The following is a 15,497-nucleotide window of genomic DNA, read 5'->3' on the forward strand; positions in this document are numbered from 1 at the left end:
TCAGACCCGAACTTTTCCTCGGCTGCGGGCCGCGTAGGCCACGCCGCCGGCGATGAGCAGCACGAGCCCGACGCCGATGATCCCGGCGATCCCCACGGGGATGCCGCCCACCTCACCGTAGTCGGCCAGCGCCCACCTCCCGAACACGTGGTCGGTGGCCTGGTCGAGGAAGCCCTTGTTCTCGGCGACCGCCTCCAGCCCGTCGGGGCTGGAGGAGGCGAAGAAGGACACGATCCCGGCCAGCAGCAGCGTCAGGCCGAGGCCGACGAGCAGGAACGGCTTCACCGAAGCGCGGGCGGGGGCCGGCTCCTCGGCGGCCACCGTGATCGGCTCCCCGGCGCTCGCCCCCCTCAGCACGAGGGGTCTGGTCAGCCCGCGGGCGCCGTACACGAGGTCGGGCCGGACGGCCAGCACCGCGCCGACGGTCAGCCCCGTGATGACGGCCTCGCCGATGCCGATCAGCACATGCACGCCGCCCATGGCAAGAGCCACCGCGGAGACCTCGATCGGCGCGGTGCCGCCGACCCAGAACAGCGCCGAGAACACCAGCGCGGCAGACGGAACGGAGATCAGCGCGGCGAGGAACGCGGCCGCCGTCACCCCGCCCCTGCTCTTGGTGAGCCTCGCCACCAGCCGGAAGACCCCCCAGCCGACCACCACGGTGACGATGCCCATGATCGAGATGTTGATCCCCAGGGCCGTGAGGCCGCCGTCGGCGAAGAACACGCACTGCACCAGCAGGACCACGGCCATACAGAGCACACCTGTATAGGGCCCCACGAGGATGGCGGCCAGCGCCCCTCCCAGCAGATGACCGCTGGTACCCGCGGCGACGGGGAAGTTGAGCATCTGGACGGCGAAGATGAACGCGGCCACCAGCCCGGCCATGGGCGCGGTCCGGTCGTCGAGCTCGCGCCGGGCTCCGCGCAGGCAGACCGCCAGCCCTGCGGCGGCGACCACCCCGGCGGACACGGATACGGCCGCGTTGAAGAAGCCATCAGGTACGTGCACGGAAAAGCCCTTCATCAAGCGGTGCTGCAACACGGCTAGTTTAGGACATCGACTTGCACCTGCACATAGGTGGCAATTAGCCGAGGATTTTGCGGAAGGCCGTCCGGGTCTTCATCTTGCGCACCACCGTGCTCAGCCGGCCCTTGCCCGAGGTCGCGTACGGGCGCACGCTCCTGACCACGGCCCCGCCCCGCAACCGGCCCCACAGCCGGCGCGGCGCGGCGACGGTCTGGGCGTCGGTCTCGATCCGGAACCTGGCCGGCGGGCCGCCCAGCTCGACCTCCAGATAGGCGTCCCAGATGCCCGGCGCGAACCTGCCCATCGCGGGCCGGGCCGCGAACCCGCCACCGGGCAGAGCCACCACCCGCTCGGCCCGTTCGTTGCCCGTCTGCCGCTCGCGCCAGACGAGCCGGCTGATCGCCGACGCCGCCGGGACCACCCCGACGACCGTGACCTCGCCGTCGATGACCAGCCGCCGCCCGAGCGTCCACCGTGTCCGGTGGATCCTGGCCCGGCCCGGCACCGTCATCAGGTGACCGCCGACGTCAATGCTGAGGTTGCCGTTGTCCTTGGTGAAGTACGGCAGGGTCACCACGCTGCCGATCAGCCTGGGCGCCGGCCGGGTGACGCAGCCGTCGCGGTCGGCGCCGAGCCGGCCGTACCTGACCACGCCCTCCATCTCGACGGCCACCCGCAGGTCCCAGATGCCCGAGTCGAGCGCGGCCACGTCGATGCGGGCGGCGAACGCGGCGCCGTCGCGCTCGGCGGGCACGATCAGCTCCTGTCCGCGCACGTTGCGGGCGCGCAGCACGACCGCGACCCCGTCGTGCTCCGGCATGCCGTCGAGCCCGGCGATCCCCGTCACGACCAGCCGGTTCGCCTCCCAGCGCAGGCCGGTCAGCCGGCGGCGTACGGCGGCGCCCTCGATCTCGGCCAGGCGTACCAGGCGGTTGATGTCGCCGAGCGCGGTGAGCCGCTGCCTGTCGGTCCGGTTGAGCCGCTCGTAGACGCCGGGCGTCATCCACCTGTCGCAGAGCGCGGCCACCTCCTGCGCGATCTCCTTGCGCTGCACCTCGTCCGCCTCCAGGAACGGCGCGCCGAGCTGCTCGAACACGTCGAGCCTGAAGTGCCGGCGGAGCAGGTGGTCGCGGAGCGGCCCCGGCGGGACGTGCTCGGTCATGAGCTGGATCGGCCCGCGGATCATGGTGAGCCAGCCGCGCGGGTCGCGGCTGCCCGGCTGCTGCATGATGCTGCTGCCGTCGGCCCTGGAGACCAGGTGGTAGCAGTCGTAGTCGGCCACCACGGAGATCACCTTGGCGTGGCAGTAGGCGTGCACGGTGAAGTGGATGTCCTCGCCGACGAGCATCCCCTCGCCGAACTTGATGCCGTGGCTGATCAGCATCTCCCTGCGGAACAGCTTGAAGCAGCTCAGGCTGTTGTAGACGGCGCTGTCACCGAGCTCGGCCCGCTCGGCGCCGCGGTGGAACATCGACATCGGAGCCCGCCTGCCGTGCCCGACGACCTTGCCGAGCACGATGTCGGAGCCGTTGCGGTCGGCCATGGCGACCATGCGTTCGAGCGCCTCGGGGCCCAGGTAGTCGTCGGCGTCGCAGAAGAAGACGTAGCGGCCGGTGGCGTGCTCGATGCCGACGTTGCGCGGCCGCCCGGCGCCGCCGGAGCCGGCGATGCTGACGACCTTGACGCTGCCCTTGTGGTAGGTGGCGTAGAGGTCGAGCAGCTCTTCGCTGCCGTCGGTCGATCCGTCGTCGACGACGATGATCTCTTTCCTGATCCGCTGGACCAGCGCCGCGGTGAGGCACCGGTCGAGGTATGACCGGCAGTTGTGGGCAGGGATGATGACGCTGACGTCCACCGCGTCCTCGTCGCCGTTCGATTTCGGCATAGCCACCAGCGCGCCCCTCAGCCGTCACGATCCGCTGTCACGTCGTTTCAGTATGTGATGGCGAGCGGGCATCGCGTGGCCGATCTCGTCTCTTCATCCCCACCTCTTCCGCAGACCGAAGATTCATCGCACTCTTCACATAAGCGCAGGTGAGGCCGCCTATTACCGCAATCCGGCAAGACCGAATGAGGTTCAGGGACGCTGTTTTCCCACCCGGGAGGAGAGAACCTCCCCCGGGGGAAGGATGCGGTACCCCACGTCAGGACAGGTGATCCACCGGATGGGGTGGCGCGTCTACAGTGAGGCAACCTTGACCGGGGAGGTGGCGAGAGTGGGATCCGATCTTCGCGGGCCCAGGGTGATCGGCTCGGCCGTACACGCTGCGGAGTTCATCGTCTCCTCAGCGCGGCTGGGAGAGCTCTACGAATGCTCAGCCCTGCTCCGCCGTACGCGGATCAGGGCGGAAGAGATCGTGGACGAGGCGCGGGCGCTGCTCACCGAGGCCGAGATCCAGGGCGACCATGAGCGGATCGTCATCCGCGCGGCTCAGCTCGACGAGGCGCGTCAGGCGTACTGCAAGGTGCTGAACGCCTACGTGACGATCTGCCGCAGGATCAACGAGGAGCGGCAGGAGATCATGCAGACGCTCACCGGCTTGTCAGGAGCCACCTGACGCGGTACCGTCAGGCTATGCCTGACTGGAAGGAAAACACGCGCTGCTCGTTCTGTCACAAGAGCGCCGCCGAGGTGACCAAGCTCATCGCCGGACCCGGCGTGCACATCTGCGACGAGTGCGTGGGACTGTGCGCCGAGATCCTGAAGGAGGAGCGGCTCGCCGCCTCCACCGAGCCGCGCCTGCCCGTGTGGGAGACCATGAGCGAGGACCAGATCCTCGACCACCTCCCCAAGATCGCCGCCGTGCAGGTGCAGATCGACGACAATCTCCACGACTGGGTGCGGCACCTGCGCACCAGAAACGTCAGCTGGGAGCGCATCGGCGCCTCGCTCAGCATGACGCGCCAGTCGGCCTGGGAACGCTTCCGGGAATGATCTGGTAAACCCCCGTGACAGATGGGACGTCCTTGCTTGAGGGAGGCCCATCATGCATGTCCTCGACAGCCTCGCGGCGCCCGATCTGGCGGAGCTCCACCTGGAGCTGATCCTCATCGTGGCACTGCACGAGGAGGCGGAACGCCTGTCCACCGGCTGAACGGGCTCCAGCTCCCCGCATCGCACCGGGGAGCTGGAGCAGGGGGTCACAGCTGGCCGCGGATGGCGCCCATGGGGAACTTCTTGTTGTGCACGTTGACGTAGTACCGCTGCGGCGAGTCGACGATGCCGTGCAGCTCGCTCCGGGTCAGGACGAGCGCGGCGTTCTTCTTGTTCTCGTCCTTGACCGCCTTGATGCAGCCCTTCGCGAAGCCCTTGGCCGGGGTCTTCAGTGTGACGACGATCGGGCCCGCCACGCCCTTCTTGCCCTTGTGGATGTGGGCCGCCGTGGCCGGCTTGATGTGGCGGTCGGTGATGGTGTAGCAGAGCTCCGAGCCCTTCACCTGGTAGGTGAAGACGCCCATCCCGTCGTGGTCACCGGGGCCGGGCACCTCCTGCCTGCCGTTCATGAAGACGCGGTGCGTACGGTCGGCGGTGCCGGCCGGGCTCGCGTTCGCCGCGCCAGGGAGGGCGACGAAGGCGGTGATGAGGGCCGCTGCTGTGAGGGTGGCGGCTGCCAAGGGTCTGCGCATGGGATGATTTCCTCTCCCATCAGACTTCAGGACACCCTTCCGCACGTATGTGGCGATATGCCAAGACGGCGAAGTAAGCACGAAGTGGCGACACGGCGAGCGACCTGTGCCCGCCGGGGACAGCGCCGGTAATATCCGCATTTATGCTGCGCTGTGCTGTATTGGATGATTATCAGGATATCGCACTCGGTCTGGCCGACTGGGCGGCGGTCCGGGCGACGAGCTTTCGCGAGCACTTCGCCACCCAGGACGACCTCGTCCGGGCCATCCACGAGCACGAGATCGTGGTGATCATGCGGGAACGCACCCCGTTCCCCGCCGAGCTCTTCGCCCGGCTCCCGAACCTCCGCCTGCTCATCACCTCGGGCATGCGCAACGCCTCCATCGACCTCGACGCCGCCCGCGCCCACGGCGTCACGGTCTGCGGCACGGGCAGCAGTTCGGCGCCCCCTACCGAGCTGACCTGGGCCCTGATCCTCGGCCTTGCCCGCCACCTGGTCCCCGAGGCCACCGCCCTGCGGACCGGCGGCCCCTGGCAGCACACGATCGGCCTGGACCTGCGCGGCAGCACCCTCGGCCTGCTCGGCCTCGGCAAGATCGGCTCCCAGATGGCCGCCATCGGCCGCGCCTTCGGGATGGACGTCGTCGCCTGGAGCCGCAATCTGACCGCCGATCGGGCGGGCGAGCTGGGCGTACGGTATGCGGCCACGAAGGAGGCGCTCCTGACCGAGTCGGACATCGTGTCGATCCACCTCGTCCTGAGCGACACGACCCGCGGGCTGCTCGGCGCTCCGGAGCTGGCGCTGATGCGTCGCACGGCCTATCTGGTCAACACCTCGCGGGCGGCCATCGTGGACCAGGCCGCCCTGATCGAGGCGCTGTCCGAGGGCCGGATCGCCGGCGCCGGGCTGGACGTCTTCGACCGGGAACCGCTTCCGGACGACCATCCGCTGCGCACGCTGCCGAACGTCCTGGCCACGCCGCACCTCGGCTACGTCACACGGGGCAACTACCGCACCTACTTCCGCGAGGCCGTGGCCGACATCGAGGCCTTCCTCGCGGGCACCCCGGTCCGCCTGCTCACGTGACCTTGCCCCGCGCCCGGAAGGCCGCGGTCTTGACCCGGTTCTGGCAGGCGGTGGAGCAGAAGCGGCGCGTGCCGTTGCGTGACACGTCCACGTAGACCCGGTCGCAGTGCGGCGCCGTGCACACGCCGAGCCGCTCGGAGAACTCACTGCCGAGCACGATCGCGAGCCCGGTGGCGCAGCTCGCCGCCCAGTCACCGGCCAGGGTGCCGCCCGTGCCGTGGAAGTGCAGATGCCATGGCTCGCCGTCGTGCCGCTGGAGCATCGGCCGCGCGCGCGACTCGTCGAGCAGGCTGTTGACCTGCGTCGCCGCCGTGTCGATGTCGTCATCCGCGACGGCCTGGAAGACCACCCGCAGGCGCGCCGCGACTTCGGCGTACTCGCCCGCCTCCGCCTCGGTGACCTCGGGATGCGTGGGGTAGACGGCACGGAGCACGTCGGTGGCGGTGGCGGCGAGATCGCGTGGCGCCGGCCATGGCCGCCCCCGGCTCTCGCCCGGGGTCAGCGCGTTGACCACCGCCACGGCGACTCTCACGACCGTATCCGTGTGACTGTTGAAATTCACTTGACCAGTTACATCCAATGCTTTAGCTTGTGACTGTCTAAAGGTTAAACGATGGTCACAAGGAGACGACGTGCTCACCCATGAGATCGCACTCGACTGGATCACGCGCTGGGACCGGCAGCAGGAGGGCTACCTGCCCGACCGCGAGGAGCGCTTCACCGCGCTGATCGACACCGTCGAGGCCCTGGGCCGCCCCGACCCGCTGGTCATCGACCTCGGCTGCGGGCCGGGCTCGCTGTCCGCCCGGCTCCTGGAGCGGCTGCCCGAGGCCACGGTGATCCCGGTCGACGCCGACCCGCTGCTGCTCGGTCTCGGCCGGGCCGCGTACCCGCAGCTCGGCTTCGTCGACGTGGACCTGCGGACACCGGGCTGGACGGCGTCCCTGCGCCTGGACCGCCCGGCCGACGTCGCGGTGAGCACCACCGCGCTGCACTGGCTGGCCGAGCCGGACCTCCGGAAGCTGTACGCCGACCTGGTCACCGTGCTGCGGCCGGGCGGGCTGCTGCTCAACGGCGACCACTTCGACTCCGACGACGACACCACCCCGGCCATCGCCCGGCTCGAACGCGCCATCCACGACCGCCACACCGACCGGGTGTTCGCGGGCGACCGCCCGGAGGACTGGCGGCAGTGGTGGGACGCGATCGAAGCCGAGCCCGCGTTCACCGAACTCAACGACGCCCGTACCGCTCGCACCACCGCGGGCGCGGCCCACAGCGGCACCGAGTCCGGCCGGCTGTCCCAGCACGTCGAGGCCCTGCGCCGGGCGGGCTTCGCCGAGGTCGGCACGCTCTGGCAGCGCGGCAACAACCGCCTCCTCTGCGCGGTCCGCGCCCGCGGCTCTGCGCGGTCCGCGATCCGCACCTGACGCCCGCCGCGACCTGGCCGGGGCTTCCTAGCCCCACACCTCCCGCGCGGTCTCGACGATCAGGGCCAGCTTGGCGAACTGCTCGTCGGCGGTGAGCACGTTGCCCTCGACCGTGGAGGAGAAGCCGCACTGCGGGGACAGGCAGAGCTGGTCCAGGTCGACGAACTTGGCGGCCTCGTCGATGCGCCGCTTGAGCGCGTCCTTGGACTCCAGCTCCCCGCGCTTGGTGGTGACCAGGCCGAGCACCACCATCTTGCCCGGCGGCACGAAGCGCAGGGGTTCGAAGCCGCCGGAGCGCTCGTCGTCGAACTCCAGGAAGAACCCGTCCACGGCCAGCTCGCCGAACAGCGCCTCGGCAACGTAATCGTAGGCGCCGGAGGCGGCCCAGGAGGAACGGAAGTTGCCCCGGCACATGTGCGTGGTGATCGCCATACCCTCGGGCTTGGCCGCGAGCGCGATGTTGATCTGCTTGATGTAGCGCAGATGCATGTGCTCGGCGTCGTCGCCGCGCTCGGCGAGCTCCGCCCGCTGCGCCGGGTCGTTGAGGTAGGCCAGGCTGGTGTCGTCGAACTGCAGGTAGGTGCAGCCCAGCTCACCGATCCTGCGGACCTGCTCGGCGTAGGCGGCACTGAGGTCGCTCCAGAACTCCTCGACGTCGGGGTAGACGTCCGGGTCGATGGAGGCGGGCCCGCCCCGGTAGTGGACCATGCTGGGCGAGGGGATGGTCAGCTTGGGCACCGCCGTGGTCACGGTGTCGCGCAGGAACGTGAAGTGGTCGGCGAAGATCGGCTCGTCCAGCCTGATCTTGTCGTGCACCCGCATCGCCGCCGGGGTGAACTCGAGGTCGCCCTGCTCGTTGTGGAAGCGGACCGTGATGTGCTCGCCGGTCGCCTGGCCGATGCCGCCGAGCTGGTAGATGAAGTCCATGTGCCAGGAGGCCCGGCGGAACTCCCCATCGGTCGCCGCCTGCAGACCGAGCTCCTCCTGCCTGCGTACGACCTCGCGGATCGCCTCGTCCTCCACCTCGCGCAGCGCCTCGCCGGTGAGACTCTCACGGGCGCGGAGCAGGGCCGGCGGCCGGAGCAGGCTGCCGACATGGTCTGCGCGGAAAGGGGGTGAGGTGCGCATGTGGATCACCTTCTCTTGAGCGTCGTACGCCCCAAGTTAGGCCACCGTGCAACGGCTGTCACCGTTCTGCCCAACGTCCTCCCGATCACAATGTTGGGCACTCTATTGACAGGCGTAAAAAGCCTGCCTACATTCAGGGCCACATTCGCGGTCCAGGAGGTCCTGATGCGCAGGCTTCTCCCGTCCCTGGCCTGTCTCGTTCTCGCCACGGCCGCCTGCGGCAGTGGCGGATCGGGCGCCCAAGACCCCATCAAAGTGGGCCTCATCGTCTCGCTGACCGGCAACTACACCCCGCTGGGCAGCGAGGACAAGAAGGCCGTCGAGCTGGCCGTCGAACAGATCAACAACGGCGGCGGGCTGCTGGGCCGCAAGGTGGAGCTCGTCGCCCGCGACGACAAGACCGCCCCGGACCAGGGCATCGTTGCCTACAACCAGATCAAGGGCGAGATCGACGCGCTGATCGGCCCGGTCTTCTCCAACTCGGCACTGGCGATCGAGCCTCTGGCCCAGCGGGACAAGATGCCGTACCTGTCGCTGGCGCCCGCCCAGGAGCAGGTCGAGCCGATCAAGTCGTACGTCTTCGTCACGCCCGCGCTGTCCAGCATGTACGCCGAGCGCTACCTGCAGTACATCCAGGCCACCGGCCTCAAGACGATCGCGGTCGCCTACGACTCCAAGAGCGCCTACTCCGTCTCCGGTCACAAGGCCATGGTCACGCTCGCCCCGAAGTACGGCGTCAGGATCGCCGTGGACGAGCCGTACGAGACCACGACCTCCGACTTCAGCCCCCTGTTCACCCACGTACGCGGCTCCGCCGCCGAGGCGCTGGTCTTCTGGGGCTCCGGCGCGCCGGGTGTCACCGCCGCCAAGCAGTACGCCGCCGCCGGGCTGAAGGTGCCGCTGTTCCTGACCGCGTCCCAGGCCAGCAAGCTCTGGCTGGAGCCGATGGGCGCCGCGGCCGAGGGGATGACCGTGCAGAGCGCCATCGGCGTGGTGGGCGAGCAGTTACCCGACGGCAAGCAGAAGCAGGTCATCGAGCAGATGGCCAAGCCGTACCAGCAGAAACACGGCTACCCGCCACCGCAGTTCGCGCAGGACGGTTACAGCGCGAGCCTGCTGCTGTTCGAGGCGATCAAGAAGGCTGGGGGCACCGACAAGGCCAAGATCCAGCAGGCGCTGGAGACCATGGACCTGGTCACGCCGAACGGCCGGTTCCGTTACTCCCCCACCGACCATTCCGGGCTCTCCCCCGAGTACATCTCGGTCAACACCGTGAAGAACGGTCAGTTCATCACCACTGCCTGGGCCAAGACGCAGCTCGCCAAGACCGTGGCCGCGGAGTAGCGGTGCTGACGGTCACCGGGATCTCGCGCTCCTTCGGAGGCGTCTACGCCGTCGGCGACGTCTCGCTGAGCGTCGCGGAGGGCGAGGTGTGCGGGGTCATCGGGCCCAACGGCGCCGGCAAGTCCACCCTGTTCAACCTCATCACCGGCCATCTGCCCGCGGACCGGGGCGAGATCACCTTTCTCGGACGCCGGGTCGAGCGGCTGCCGCCCCACCGGCGGGCCCGGCTCGGCATGTCCATCGTCTTCCAGGGCGCCCGGGTGTTCCGCGGCATGACGGTCAGGGAGAACGTCATGGTCGGGATGCACAGCCGGACCCGGGCCGGGTTCGTCGCGGCGGCGCTGCGGCTGCCGCGGCATCGCGCCGACGAGCGCGAGATCGCCCGCGAGGCGGATCTCGCCCTGGACCGGGTGGGGCTGGCCGAGTGGGCGGACCGCGCCGCCGACCAGCTCCCGATCGGCCAGCAGCGGGCGCTGCAACTGGCCCGCGCCCTGTGCGCGCGGCCCAGGCTGCTGCTGCTCGACGAGCCCGCGTCCGGCCTGCGCGGCGGCGAGCGCGAACGGCTCGCGGCCCTGGTCGAGGAGCTGCGCGCGAGTGGGCTGACCATTCTGCTCATCGAGCACGACGTCGCGTTCGTGACCCGGCTCGCCGACCGCGTCGTGGTCCTCGACCTCGGGCGGGTCATCGCGGACGGCTCTCCGGCCGAGGTACGCGCGGATCCGCTCGTGCTCGCCGCCTATCTCGGACAGGCTTCATGATCGATGTCTCCGACCTGGTCGTCTCGTACGGCGCGGCCACCGCGCTCGACCACGTCACGCTCTCGGTGGCCCGCGGCGAGATGGTCGCGCTGCTCGGCCCGAACGGGGCGGGCAAGTCGACGCTGGCCAACACCCTGGCGGGCCTCCTCACCCCAGCGTCCGGCACGGTGCGGATCGGCGGCCGGCTGGCGCTCATCCCGGAGGGCCGCCAACTTTTTCCGGATTTGTCGGTCGCCGACAACCTCGCCCTCGGCGGCTGGCGCTCCGGTCTGCGCGACCCCTCCTCCGTCTACCGGCTGCTGCCCCAGCTGGCCGAGCTGTCCGGCAGGCGCGCGGGCGTGCTGTCGGGCGGTGAACAGCAGATGGTGGCCTTCGGCCAGGCCCTGATGTCGCGGCCCGACGTGCTCGTGGTCGACGAGCTGTCGCTGGGGCTGGCGCCGCTGCTCACCGCGAAGCTGGCGGGTCACCTGGTCGAGCTCAACCGGACGCTGGGCCTGACGGTGCTGCTCATCGAGCAGAACGCGCGGCTGGCCTTCGAGCTGTGCGAGCGCGCGTACGTCCTGGAAGGAGCCCGCATAGTGGCCGAGGGCGCGTGCGCCGAGCTGGCCGACGACCCGCGCGTGGCCGGCGCGTACCTGGGTGGGGCGATCACATGAGCGCGTTCATCGGTTATCTGCTCAACGGGCTGGCCGTCGGGTGCGCCATCGCGCTCATCGCCAGCGGGCTGGTCACCATCTACCGGGTCACCGGGGTGGTCAACTTCGCCCAGGGCACCTTCGCCGTCGTCGCCGGGCTCTGCACCTCCTCGCTGCTGGGGCTCGGGGTTCCCCACGGGGTCAGCGAGGTGGCCGCCGTCCTGGTCGCCGCGCTCGCGGGGCTCCTGACCGGTCTGGCCGCCACCGGCAAACGGGACACCACCCCGTTGTCGTCGCTCATCATCACGCTCGGCGTGGGCGTCCTCGCCTACGCCGTGGAGATCGTCCTGTGGGGCGACCAGCCGCGCTCGGCCCCGGGCCTGGCCGGCTCCGTGACCATCGCCGGGGCTCATGTGCAGACCCAGCATCTGCTCGTCATCTCCGTCACCGCGGCGACGTTCGTCCTGCTCGTCCTCTTCTTCGGCCGCACCTACCTGGGCAAGGCGCTGACCGCGTGCGCCTCCAACCCCTACGCCGCCCGCGTGATCGGCATCGACACCCGGCTGATGGGGCTGCTGGCCTTCGCCCTGGGCGGGCTGCTCGGCGGCATCGCCGGAGTGCTGGTCACGCCGCTGCGGCCCATCTCGTTCGACACCGACGTCACGCTCATCGTCAACGGTTTCGCCGCCGCCGTGTTCGGCGGGCTCACCCGTCCGGCCGTCGCTCTCGGCGGCGCGCTGCTGCTCGGGGTCGCCGAGACCATGGCGGCGGGGTACGGGTACGGGTCTCACCAGCTGGAGGTCGCCCTGGGTCTCATGCTCGTGGTCATGGTCGTACAGGCGAGCCGCCGATCGACCATCCACCAGGAGGCGGTGTGAAACGGCCGGCCGTCGGGCTGCTGATCGCCGCCGTCACGCTCGTCCTGCCCGTCGTACTGGACGACAGCTCGCTGGCCGTGTACATCCTGCTCGGCCTGGCGGCCATGGTCACGGTCGGGGTCTCCCTGCTCATGGGGTACGCCGGGCAGGTCTCGCTCGGCCAGGGCGCCTTCTACGCCATCGGCGCCTACACCGCCGCCCTGCTCGCGCTGAACGGCGTCCCTCCCCTGGTCGGGCTGGTCGCCGCTCCCGTCGCGGCGGCCGCGTTCGCCCTCGTGATCGGGACCCCGCTGCTGCGGCTCCGCGGCCACCACCTGGCCTTCGCCACCCTGGCCATGCAGCTGATCCTGCTCTCCCTGGCCGGGCAGCTCGACGTCACCGGCGGGGACATCGGGCTGCAGGCCATCCCGCAGTTCGGCGTCGGCTCGTTCGAGGCGGGCAGCGCGCCGGCGTACGCCTACCTGACATGGGCGGGCCTGGCGCTGGTGATGCTCGTGACGCACAACGTGATCACCTCCCGGCCGGGCCGGGCCCTGCGCGCCCTGGCCACCAGCGAGACCGCCGCCGCCTCCGCCGGCATCCCGGTCGGCCGCTACAAGCTCGTCGTCTTCGCGCTGTCGGCCGCCTTCGCCGGCCTTGCGGGCGGCATCTACTGCTTCTACACCGGGTACGTCGCGCCGGGGTCGTTCCCGGTGCTCATCTCGATCCAGTACATCGTCATGGCCGTCGTCGGCGGGCTGGGCACGGTCTGGGGAGCCGTGGTCGGGGCCACCGCGATCACGCTGCTGGTGCAGGGGCTCGACAGGGTCGCGAGCCTGCCGGGGATGCCCACGTACGCGCCGAGCGTGCTGTCGTACGCGGTCTACGCGCTCGTGCTCATCCTCGTCGTGCTTTTCCTGCCCCGCGGGCTGCTGCCCACGTTCACCCGGGCACGATTTAAAGATCGTTGAGAGTTACTCATCTGGCATACCAGTGAACCTCTAATAGGGCGCACTACGTACTTCGTGGCAATCGACTTTCCGGAGACGGCCATGAAGATCCGGTATCTAGCCATTTTCTTCGCATTATCCGGCGTCGCCGCATGTAGCGGTGGCGAACCCGCACAACCGGCTTTCGCGGGTGGCGCGGTGTCCTCTCCGGCGGCCTTCGCCCCGGTTCCCCAGACCGAGGCCAAACGCATTCTCGGCGAGTACGAGCGCCTGGCGAAGCAGGCGGACTGGAAGTCCGCGGAAGCCGGGCTCTCGTTGCAAATGACCAACGCCGACAACCGGGTGAACGCGCTGCTCGGCGAACGCCCAGGGAAACGACCCGCCTTCACCAAGACGCGGTTCGCGATTCCGCCGAGCGGCGCCTGGTTCCTGGCCGAATACCAGACCGGGTCGGACTGGACGCAATTGATCTTCCAGAAGACCGCCGAAGGATGGCGGGTGGTCTCCGGCTCCGTGGCGCGGCCACCCGCCATCGCGACGGATCCCAACGGTCTCGCCACCGCCCTGAACGCCGACGAACGCGGTGACCTGGCCGCCTCCCCCCGGCAGGCGGCCGAGACGCACACGCGCCTGATGAGCACACTCGGCGAGGACGCGGCTGCCAAGCGGATGTTCGCCTCCGGTGACTACACCACCGAGCTCGTCGCCGGCCTGCGGAGCGACCGGCAGAAGGCGCGGGGCCAGTGGACGCTGAAATACCAGCCGCAGCTCGTACCGGAGATCTACGCGCTCAGGACGGAGGACGGCGGCGCCGTGGTCTGGTACGGCGTGCGCCAGCAGGACACCTACACCGCCCGCCCCGGCGCGGCGGAGCTGCGGCTGACGCAACGCGGATGGGCGGCGTTGAGCCGCGGCGCGTTCTACAAGTCCAAGGTCACCATGAAGAGCGGTGCCATTTACGTCGCCGTCATTCCTCCGTCGCCTGGGAAGGTGCGGGTCATCAGTCAGTGGTTCTCACCGTTCAGCATCAACGGATCATGAATTCAGCGCCTCGATCAGCCGCCCGCGCAGAACTTCCAGCGCGGCGATCTTCCCCTCCACATCGGAGAGCTTCCGGGCGATGACCCGCGCGCTGTCGGGACAGATGGGCCCGTCGGGGAGGCCCTCACCGAGGCAGGGCAGAAAGGCCCGAAGGTCGTTGGCGGTAAGGCCGAGTGAAAGCAGCGCCTTGATAGTGCTCACCTGGGTGACGGCCGCCTCGTCATACTCCCGGTAACCGTTCGGCGCCCGCCGGGGGTGCAGCAGGCCCTCCTGCTCGTAATAGCGCAGCGCCTTGATGGTGGTGCCTGCTTTGTTGGCCAGCTCTCCGATCAGCATTTCTCACCCAGACGCACTCAGCCCACCGTCGACACGGATGACCGTACCGTTGAGATAACCGCCTTCCGGCTGTACCGCGTTCACGATCCACCAGGCGATCTCCTCCGGCCGCGCGATCCGCCCCAACGGAATCCGAGCCCGAAGCGACTCTCCCACGGCGGCGATCTCCTCGGCCGAGAAACCGGCGTTGCCGAGCACCGGCGTCGACGTCACCCCCGGCGCCACGGACACGACCCGGATACCGCGCTCCGCGAGCTCGACCGCCCACGTGTGGGTCAGGAAATCGAGGGCCACCTTCGTGGACCCGTAAATCGAATTGTTCGCCCAGCCATAGTGCGGCGGGTTGGACGTGACGTTGACGATGGTGCCCCCGTTCTCCAGGTACGGCAGCGCGCGTTGGGTGAGGAACACCGGTCCCAGGAGGTTCGTGGCGAGCTGCTCCTCGGCGATCTTCCTGTCGATCGCCTCAAGTGCCGCCGGACGAGTGATGGCGGCATTGTTGACCAGAGCGTCGATCCGGCCGAACGCGTCGAGCGCGGCGGCCACGATGGCGTCCGGGCCGTCCGGCGCGGCGACGTCGGCCACGAACATCCGGATGCCGGGACATTCCTCGGCGGCCGCGGCCAGGGTCTCAGCCGTACGTCCGACGATGAGGACGTCGGCGCCCGCGGCGGCGAAACGCCGCGCCGTGGCCCGGCCTATCCCGGTACCGCCACCAGTGATGAGCACGGCCCGGCCGTGAAGGGTGTCTTCCATGTGCGGGACGCTAAACCCGGCCCCTGGGGTCAAGGTCAAGTGCGGAGCCCGCTCGTACGGGTTTGCGGCTGCGGCAAAATGTGTGCTATGGTCTGAACGTTGCAGTTGTGGTACCCATAAAGACTTGTGCGCACCTGACCTAGCATGAAGTTCAGGTGCGTTTTTTGTTTGCCGGTCATCTCCGGATGGGCTCATCAAAGCGACACAGGATCCGTAAAGTGCGGATCCCGTATCTGCAACCATCAGAAGGAGATTGATATGGCATCCGGAACCGTGAAGTGGTTCAACTCGGAAAAGGGCTTCGGCTTCATCGCGCAGGACGGCGGCGGCGCCGACGTCTTCGCCCACTACTCCAACATCATTTCGAACGGTGGCTACCGTGAGCTGACCGAGGGCCAGAAGGTGGCCTTCGATGTCGTCCAGGGCCAGAAGGGCCCGCAGGCGGAGAACATCGTTCCCGCCTGATCACGGCGCATGCCTTAAGTAGGGGCCCGCATCCGCATGGATGCGGGCCCCTA

17 protein-coding genes and 1 pseudogene are annotated in these 15,497 nt (G+C 69.3%); 11 read left to right on the forward strand and 7 right to left on the reverse strand.

Annotated features, from left to right (window positions below; all coding sequences use genetic code 11):
• Positions 1 to 1,011 carry an energy-coupling factor ABC transporter permease gene (locus AB0B91_RS58410; protein WP_358340736.1) on the reverse strand — a complete coding sequence of 337 codons (1,011 nt, stop codon included), beginning with the start codon at positions 1,009 to 1,011 and terminating at the stop codon, positions 1 to 3.
• Positions 1,012 to 1,087: 76 nt separating this feature from the next.
• On the reverse strand, positions 1,088 to 2,914 hold the full coding sequence (locus AB0B91_RS58415; protein ID WP_358340738.1) for a glycosyltransferase family 2 protein: 1,827 nt from the start codon (positions 2,912 to 2,914) through the stop codon (positions 1,088 to 1,090).
• Between the two features lie 331 nt (positions 2,915 to 3,245).
• Between AB0B91_RS58415 and AB0B91_RS58420 the strand changes: the two genes are divergently transcribed.
• Together AB0B91_RS58420 and AB0B91_RS58425 are read left to right on the forward strand one after the other, a co-directional pair.
• Positions 3,246 to 3,587, forward strand: a complete 342-nt coding sequence (locus AB0B91_RS58420; RefSeq protein ID WP_358340739.1) for a hypothetical protein — start codon at positions 3,246 to 3,248, stop codon at positions 3,585 to 3,587.
• A gap of 17 nt (positions 3,588 to 3,604) precedes the next feature.
• Positions 3,605 to 3,754 (forward strand): annotated as a pseudogene (locus AB0B91_RS58425) (ClpX C4-type zinc finger protein); the annotation flags it as partial.
• A gap of 416 nt (positions 3,755 to 4,170) precedes the next feature.
• Here AB0B91_RS58425 and AB0B91_RS58430 read toward each other — a convergent pair.
• Positions 4,171 to 4,656, reverse strand: a complete 486-nt coding sequence (locus AB0B91_RS58430; RefSeq protein ID WP_358340741.1) for a CHRD domain-containing protein — start codon at positions 4,654 to 4,656, stop codon at positions 4,171 to 4,173.
• A gap of 161 nt (positions 4,657 to 4,817) precedes the next feature.
• Here AB0B91_RS58430 and AB0B91_RS58435 point away from each other — a divergent pair, with 161 nt between their 5' ends.
• Positions 4,818 to 5,744: a D-2-hydroxyacid dehydrogenase family protein gene (locus AB0B91_RS58435; RefSeq protein ID WP_358340743.1), complete on the forward strand. Its 927-nt coding sequence runs from the start codon at positions 4,818 to 4,820 to the stop codon at positions 5,742 to 5,744.
• On the opposite strand, the gene AB0B91_RS58440 is transcribed toward AB0B91_RS58435, so the two are convergent.
• Complete coding sequence (locus AB0B91_RS58440; RefSeq protein ID WP_358340745.1) at positions 5,737 to 6,276, reverse strand: CGNR zinc finger domain-containing protein; 540 nt, start codon at positions 6,274 to 6,276, stop codon at positions 5,737 to 5,739. The two genes, AB0B91_RS58435 and AB0B91_RS58440, sit on opposite strands and share 8 nt — an antisense overlap.
• 100 nt (positions 6,277 to 6,376) lie before the next feature.
• Here AB0B91_RS58440 and AB0B91_RS58445 point away from each other — a divergent pair, with 100 nt between their 5' ends.
• Positions 6,377 to 7,174: a class I SAM-dependent methyltransferase gene (locus AB0B91_RS58445; protein WP_358340747.1), complete on the forward strand. Its 798-nt coding sequence runs from the start codon at positions 6,377 to 6,379 to the stop codon at positions 7,172 to 7,174.
• 27 nt (positions 7,175 to 7,201) lie between these two features.
• Here the strand turns inward: AB0B91_RS58445 and AB0B91_RS58450 are convergent, their stop codons facing one another.
• Positions 7,202 to 8,302 (reverse strand): 5-methyltetrahydropteroyltriglutamate--homocysteine S-methyltransferase, encoded by a 1,101-nt coding sequence (locus AB0B91_RS58450; protein WP_358340749.1) that lies wholly within the window; start codon positions 8,300 to 8,302, stop codon positions 7,202 to 7,204.
• A 165-nt stretch (positions 8,303 to 8,467) separates the two neighbouring features.
• On the opposite strand from AB0B91_RS58450, the gene AB0B91_RS58455 reads away from it, so the two are divergent.
• From AB0B91_RS58455 to AB0B91_RS58480, 6 genes are read left to right on the forward strand one after another with little or no spacing between them, the layout of a single operon-like run.
• Positions 8,468 to 9,646, forward strand: coding sequence for an ABC transporter substrate-binding protein (locus tag AB0B91_RS58455; protein WP_358340751.1), 1,179 nt, complete (start codon positions 8,468 to 8,470; stop codon positions 9,644 to 9,646).
• Between the two features lie 2 nt (positions 9,647 to 9,648).
• Positions 9,649 to 10,404, forward strand: coding sequence for an ABC transporter ATP-binding protein (locus tag AB0B91_RS58460; RefSeq protein WP_358340752.1), 756 nt, complete (start codon positions 9,649 to 9,651; stop codon positions 10,402 to 10,404).
• Complete coding sequence (locus AB0B91_RS58465) at positions 10,401 to 11,060, forward strand: ABC transporter ATP-binding protein (protein ID WP_358340754.1); 660 nt, start codon at positions 10,401 to 10,403, stop codon at positions 11,058 to 11,060. The genes AB0B91_RS58460 and AB0B91_RS58465 overlap by 4 nt, the downstream gene beginning before the upstream one ends.
• A complete protein-coding gene (locus tag AB0B91_RS58470; RefSeq protein ID WP_219534779.1) occupies positions 11,057 to 11,917 on the forward strand; it encodes a branched-chain amino acid ABC transporter permease in 861 nt (286 codons plus the stop codon). Before AB0B91_RS58465 ends, AB0B91_RS58470 begins: the two co-directional genes overlap by 4 nt.
• Positions 11,914 to 12,867 carry a branched-chain amino acid ABC transporter permease gene (locus AB0B91_RS58475; RefSeq protein WP_358340756.1) on the forward strand — a complete coding sequence of 318 codons (954 nt, stop codon included), beginning with the start codon at positions 11,914 to 11,916 and terminating at the stop codon, positions 12,865 to 12,867. Before AB0B91_RS58470 ends, AB0B91_RS58475 begins: the two co-directional genes overlap by 4 nt.
• Before the next feature lie 54 nt (positions 12,868 to 12,921).
• Positions 12,922 to 13,887, forward strand: coding sequence for a hypothetical protein (locus AB0B91_RS58480; protein ID WP_358340758.1), 966 nt, complete (start codon positions 12,922 to 12,924; stop codon positions 13,885 to 13,887).
• Here the strand turns inward: AB0B91_RS58480 and AB0B91_RS58485 are convergent.
• Together AB0B91_RS58485 and AB0B91_RS58490 are read right to left on the reverse strand one after the other, a co-directional pair.
• Positions 13,882 to 14,223, reverse strand: a complete 342-nt coding sequence (locus AB0B91_RS58485; RefSeq protein WP_358340760.1) for a MerR family transcriptional regulator — start codon at positions 14,221 to 14,223, stop codon at positions 13,882 to 13,884. The two genes, AB0B91_RS58480 and AB0B91_RS58485, sit on opposite strands and share 6 nt — an antisense overlap.
• 3 nt (positions 14,224 to 14,226) lie before the next feature.
• On the reverse strand, positions 14,227 to 14,979 hold the full coding sequence (locus tag AB0B91_RS58490; protein WP_358340762.1) for an SDR family oxidoreductase: 753 nt from the start codon (positions 14,977 to 14,979) through the stop codon (positions 14,227 to 14,229).
• A gap of 258 nt (positions 14,980 to 15,237) precedes the next feature.
• Between AB0B91_RS58490 and AB0B91_RS58495 the strand changes: the two genes are divergently transcribed.
• Positions 15,238 to 15,444: a cold-shock protein gene (locus AB0B91_RS58495; RefSeq protein ID WP_219534776.1), complete on the forward strand. Its 207-nt coding sequence runs from the start codon at positions 15,238 to 15,240 to the stop codon at positions 15,442 to 15,444.
• Positions 15,445 to 15,497 lie beyond the last annotated feature (53 nt).

The sequence above is a fragment of the Nonomuraea sp. NPDC049141 genome, assembly GCF_040648415.1.
Taxonomy (GTDB): Bacteria; Actinomycetota; Actinomycetes; order Streptosporangiales; family Streptosporangiaceae; genus Nonomuraea.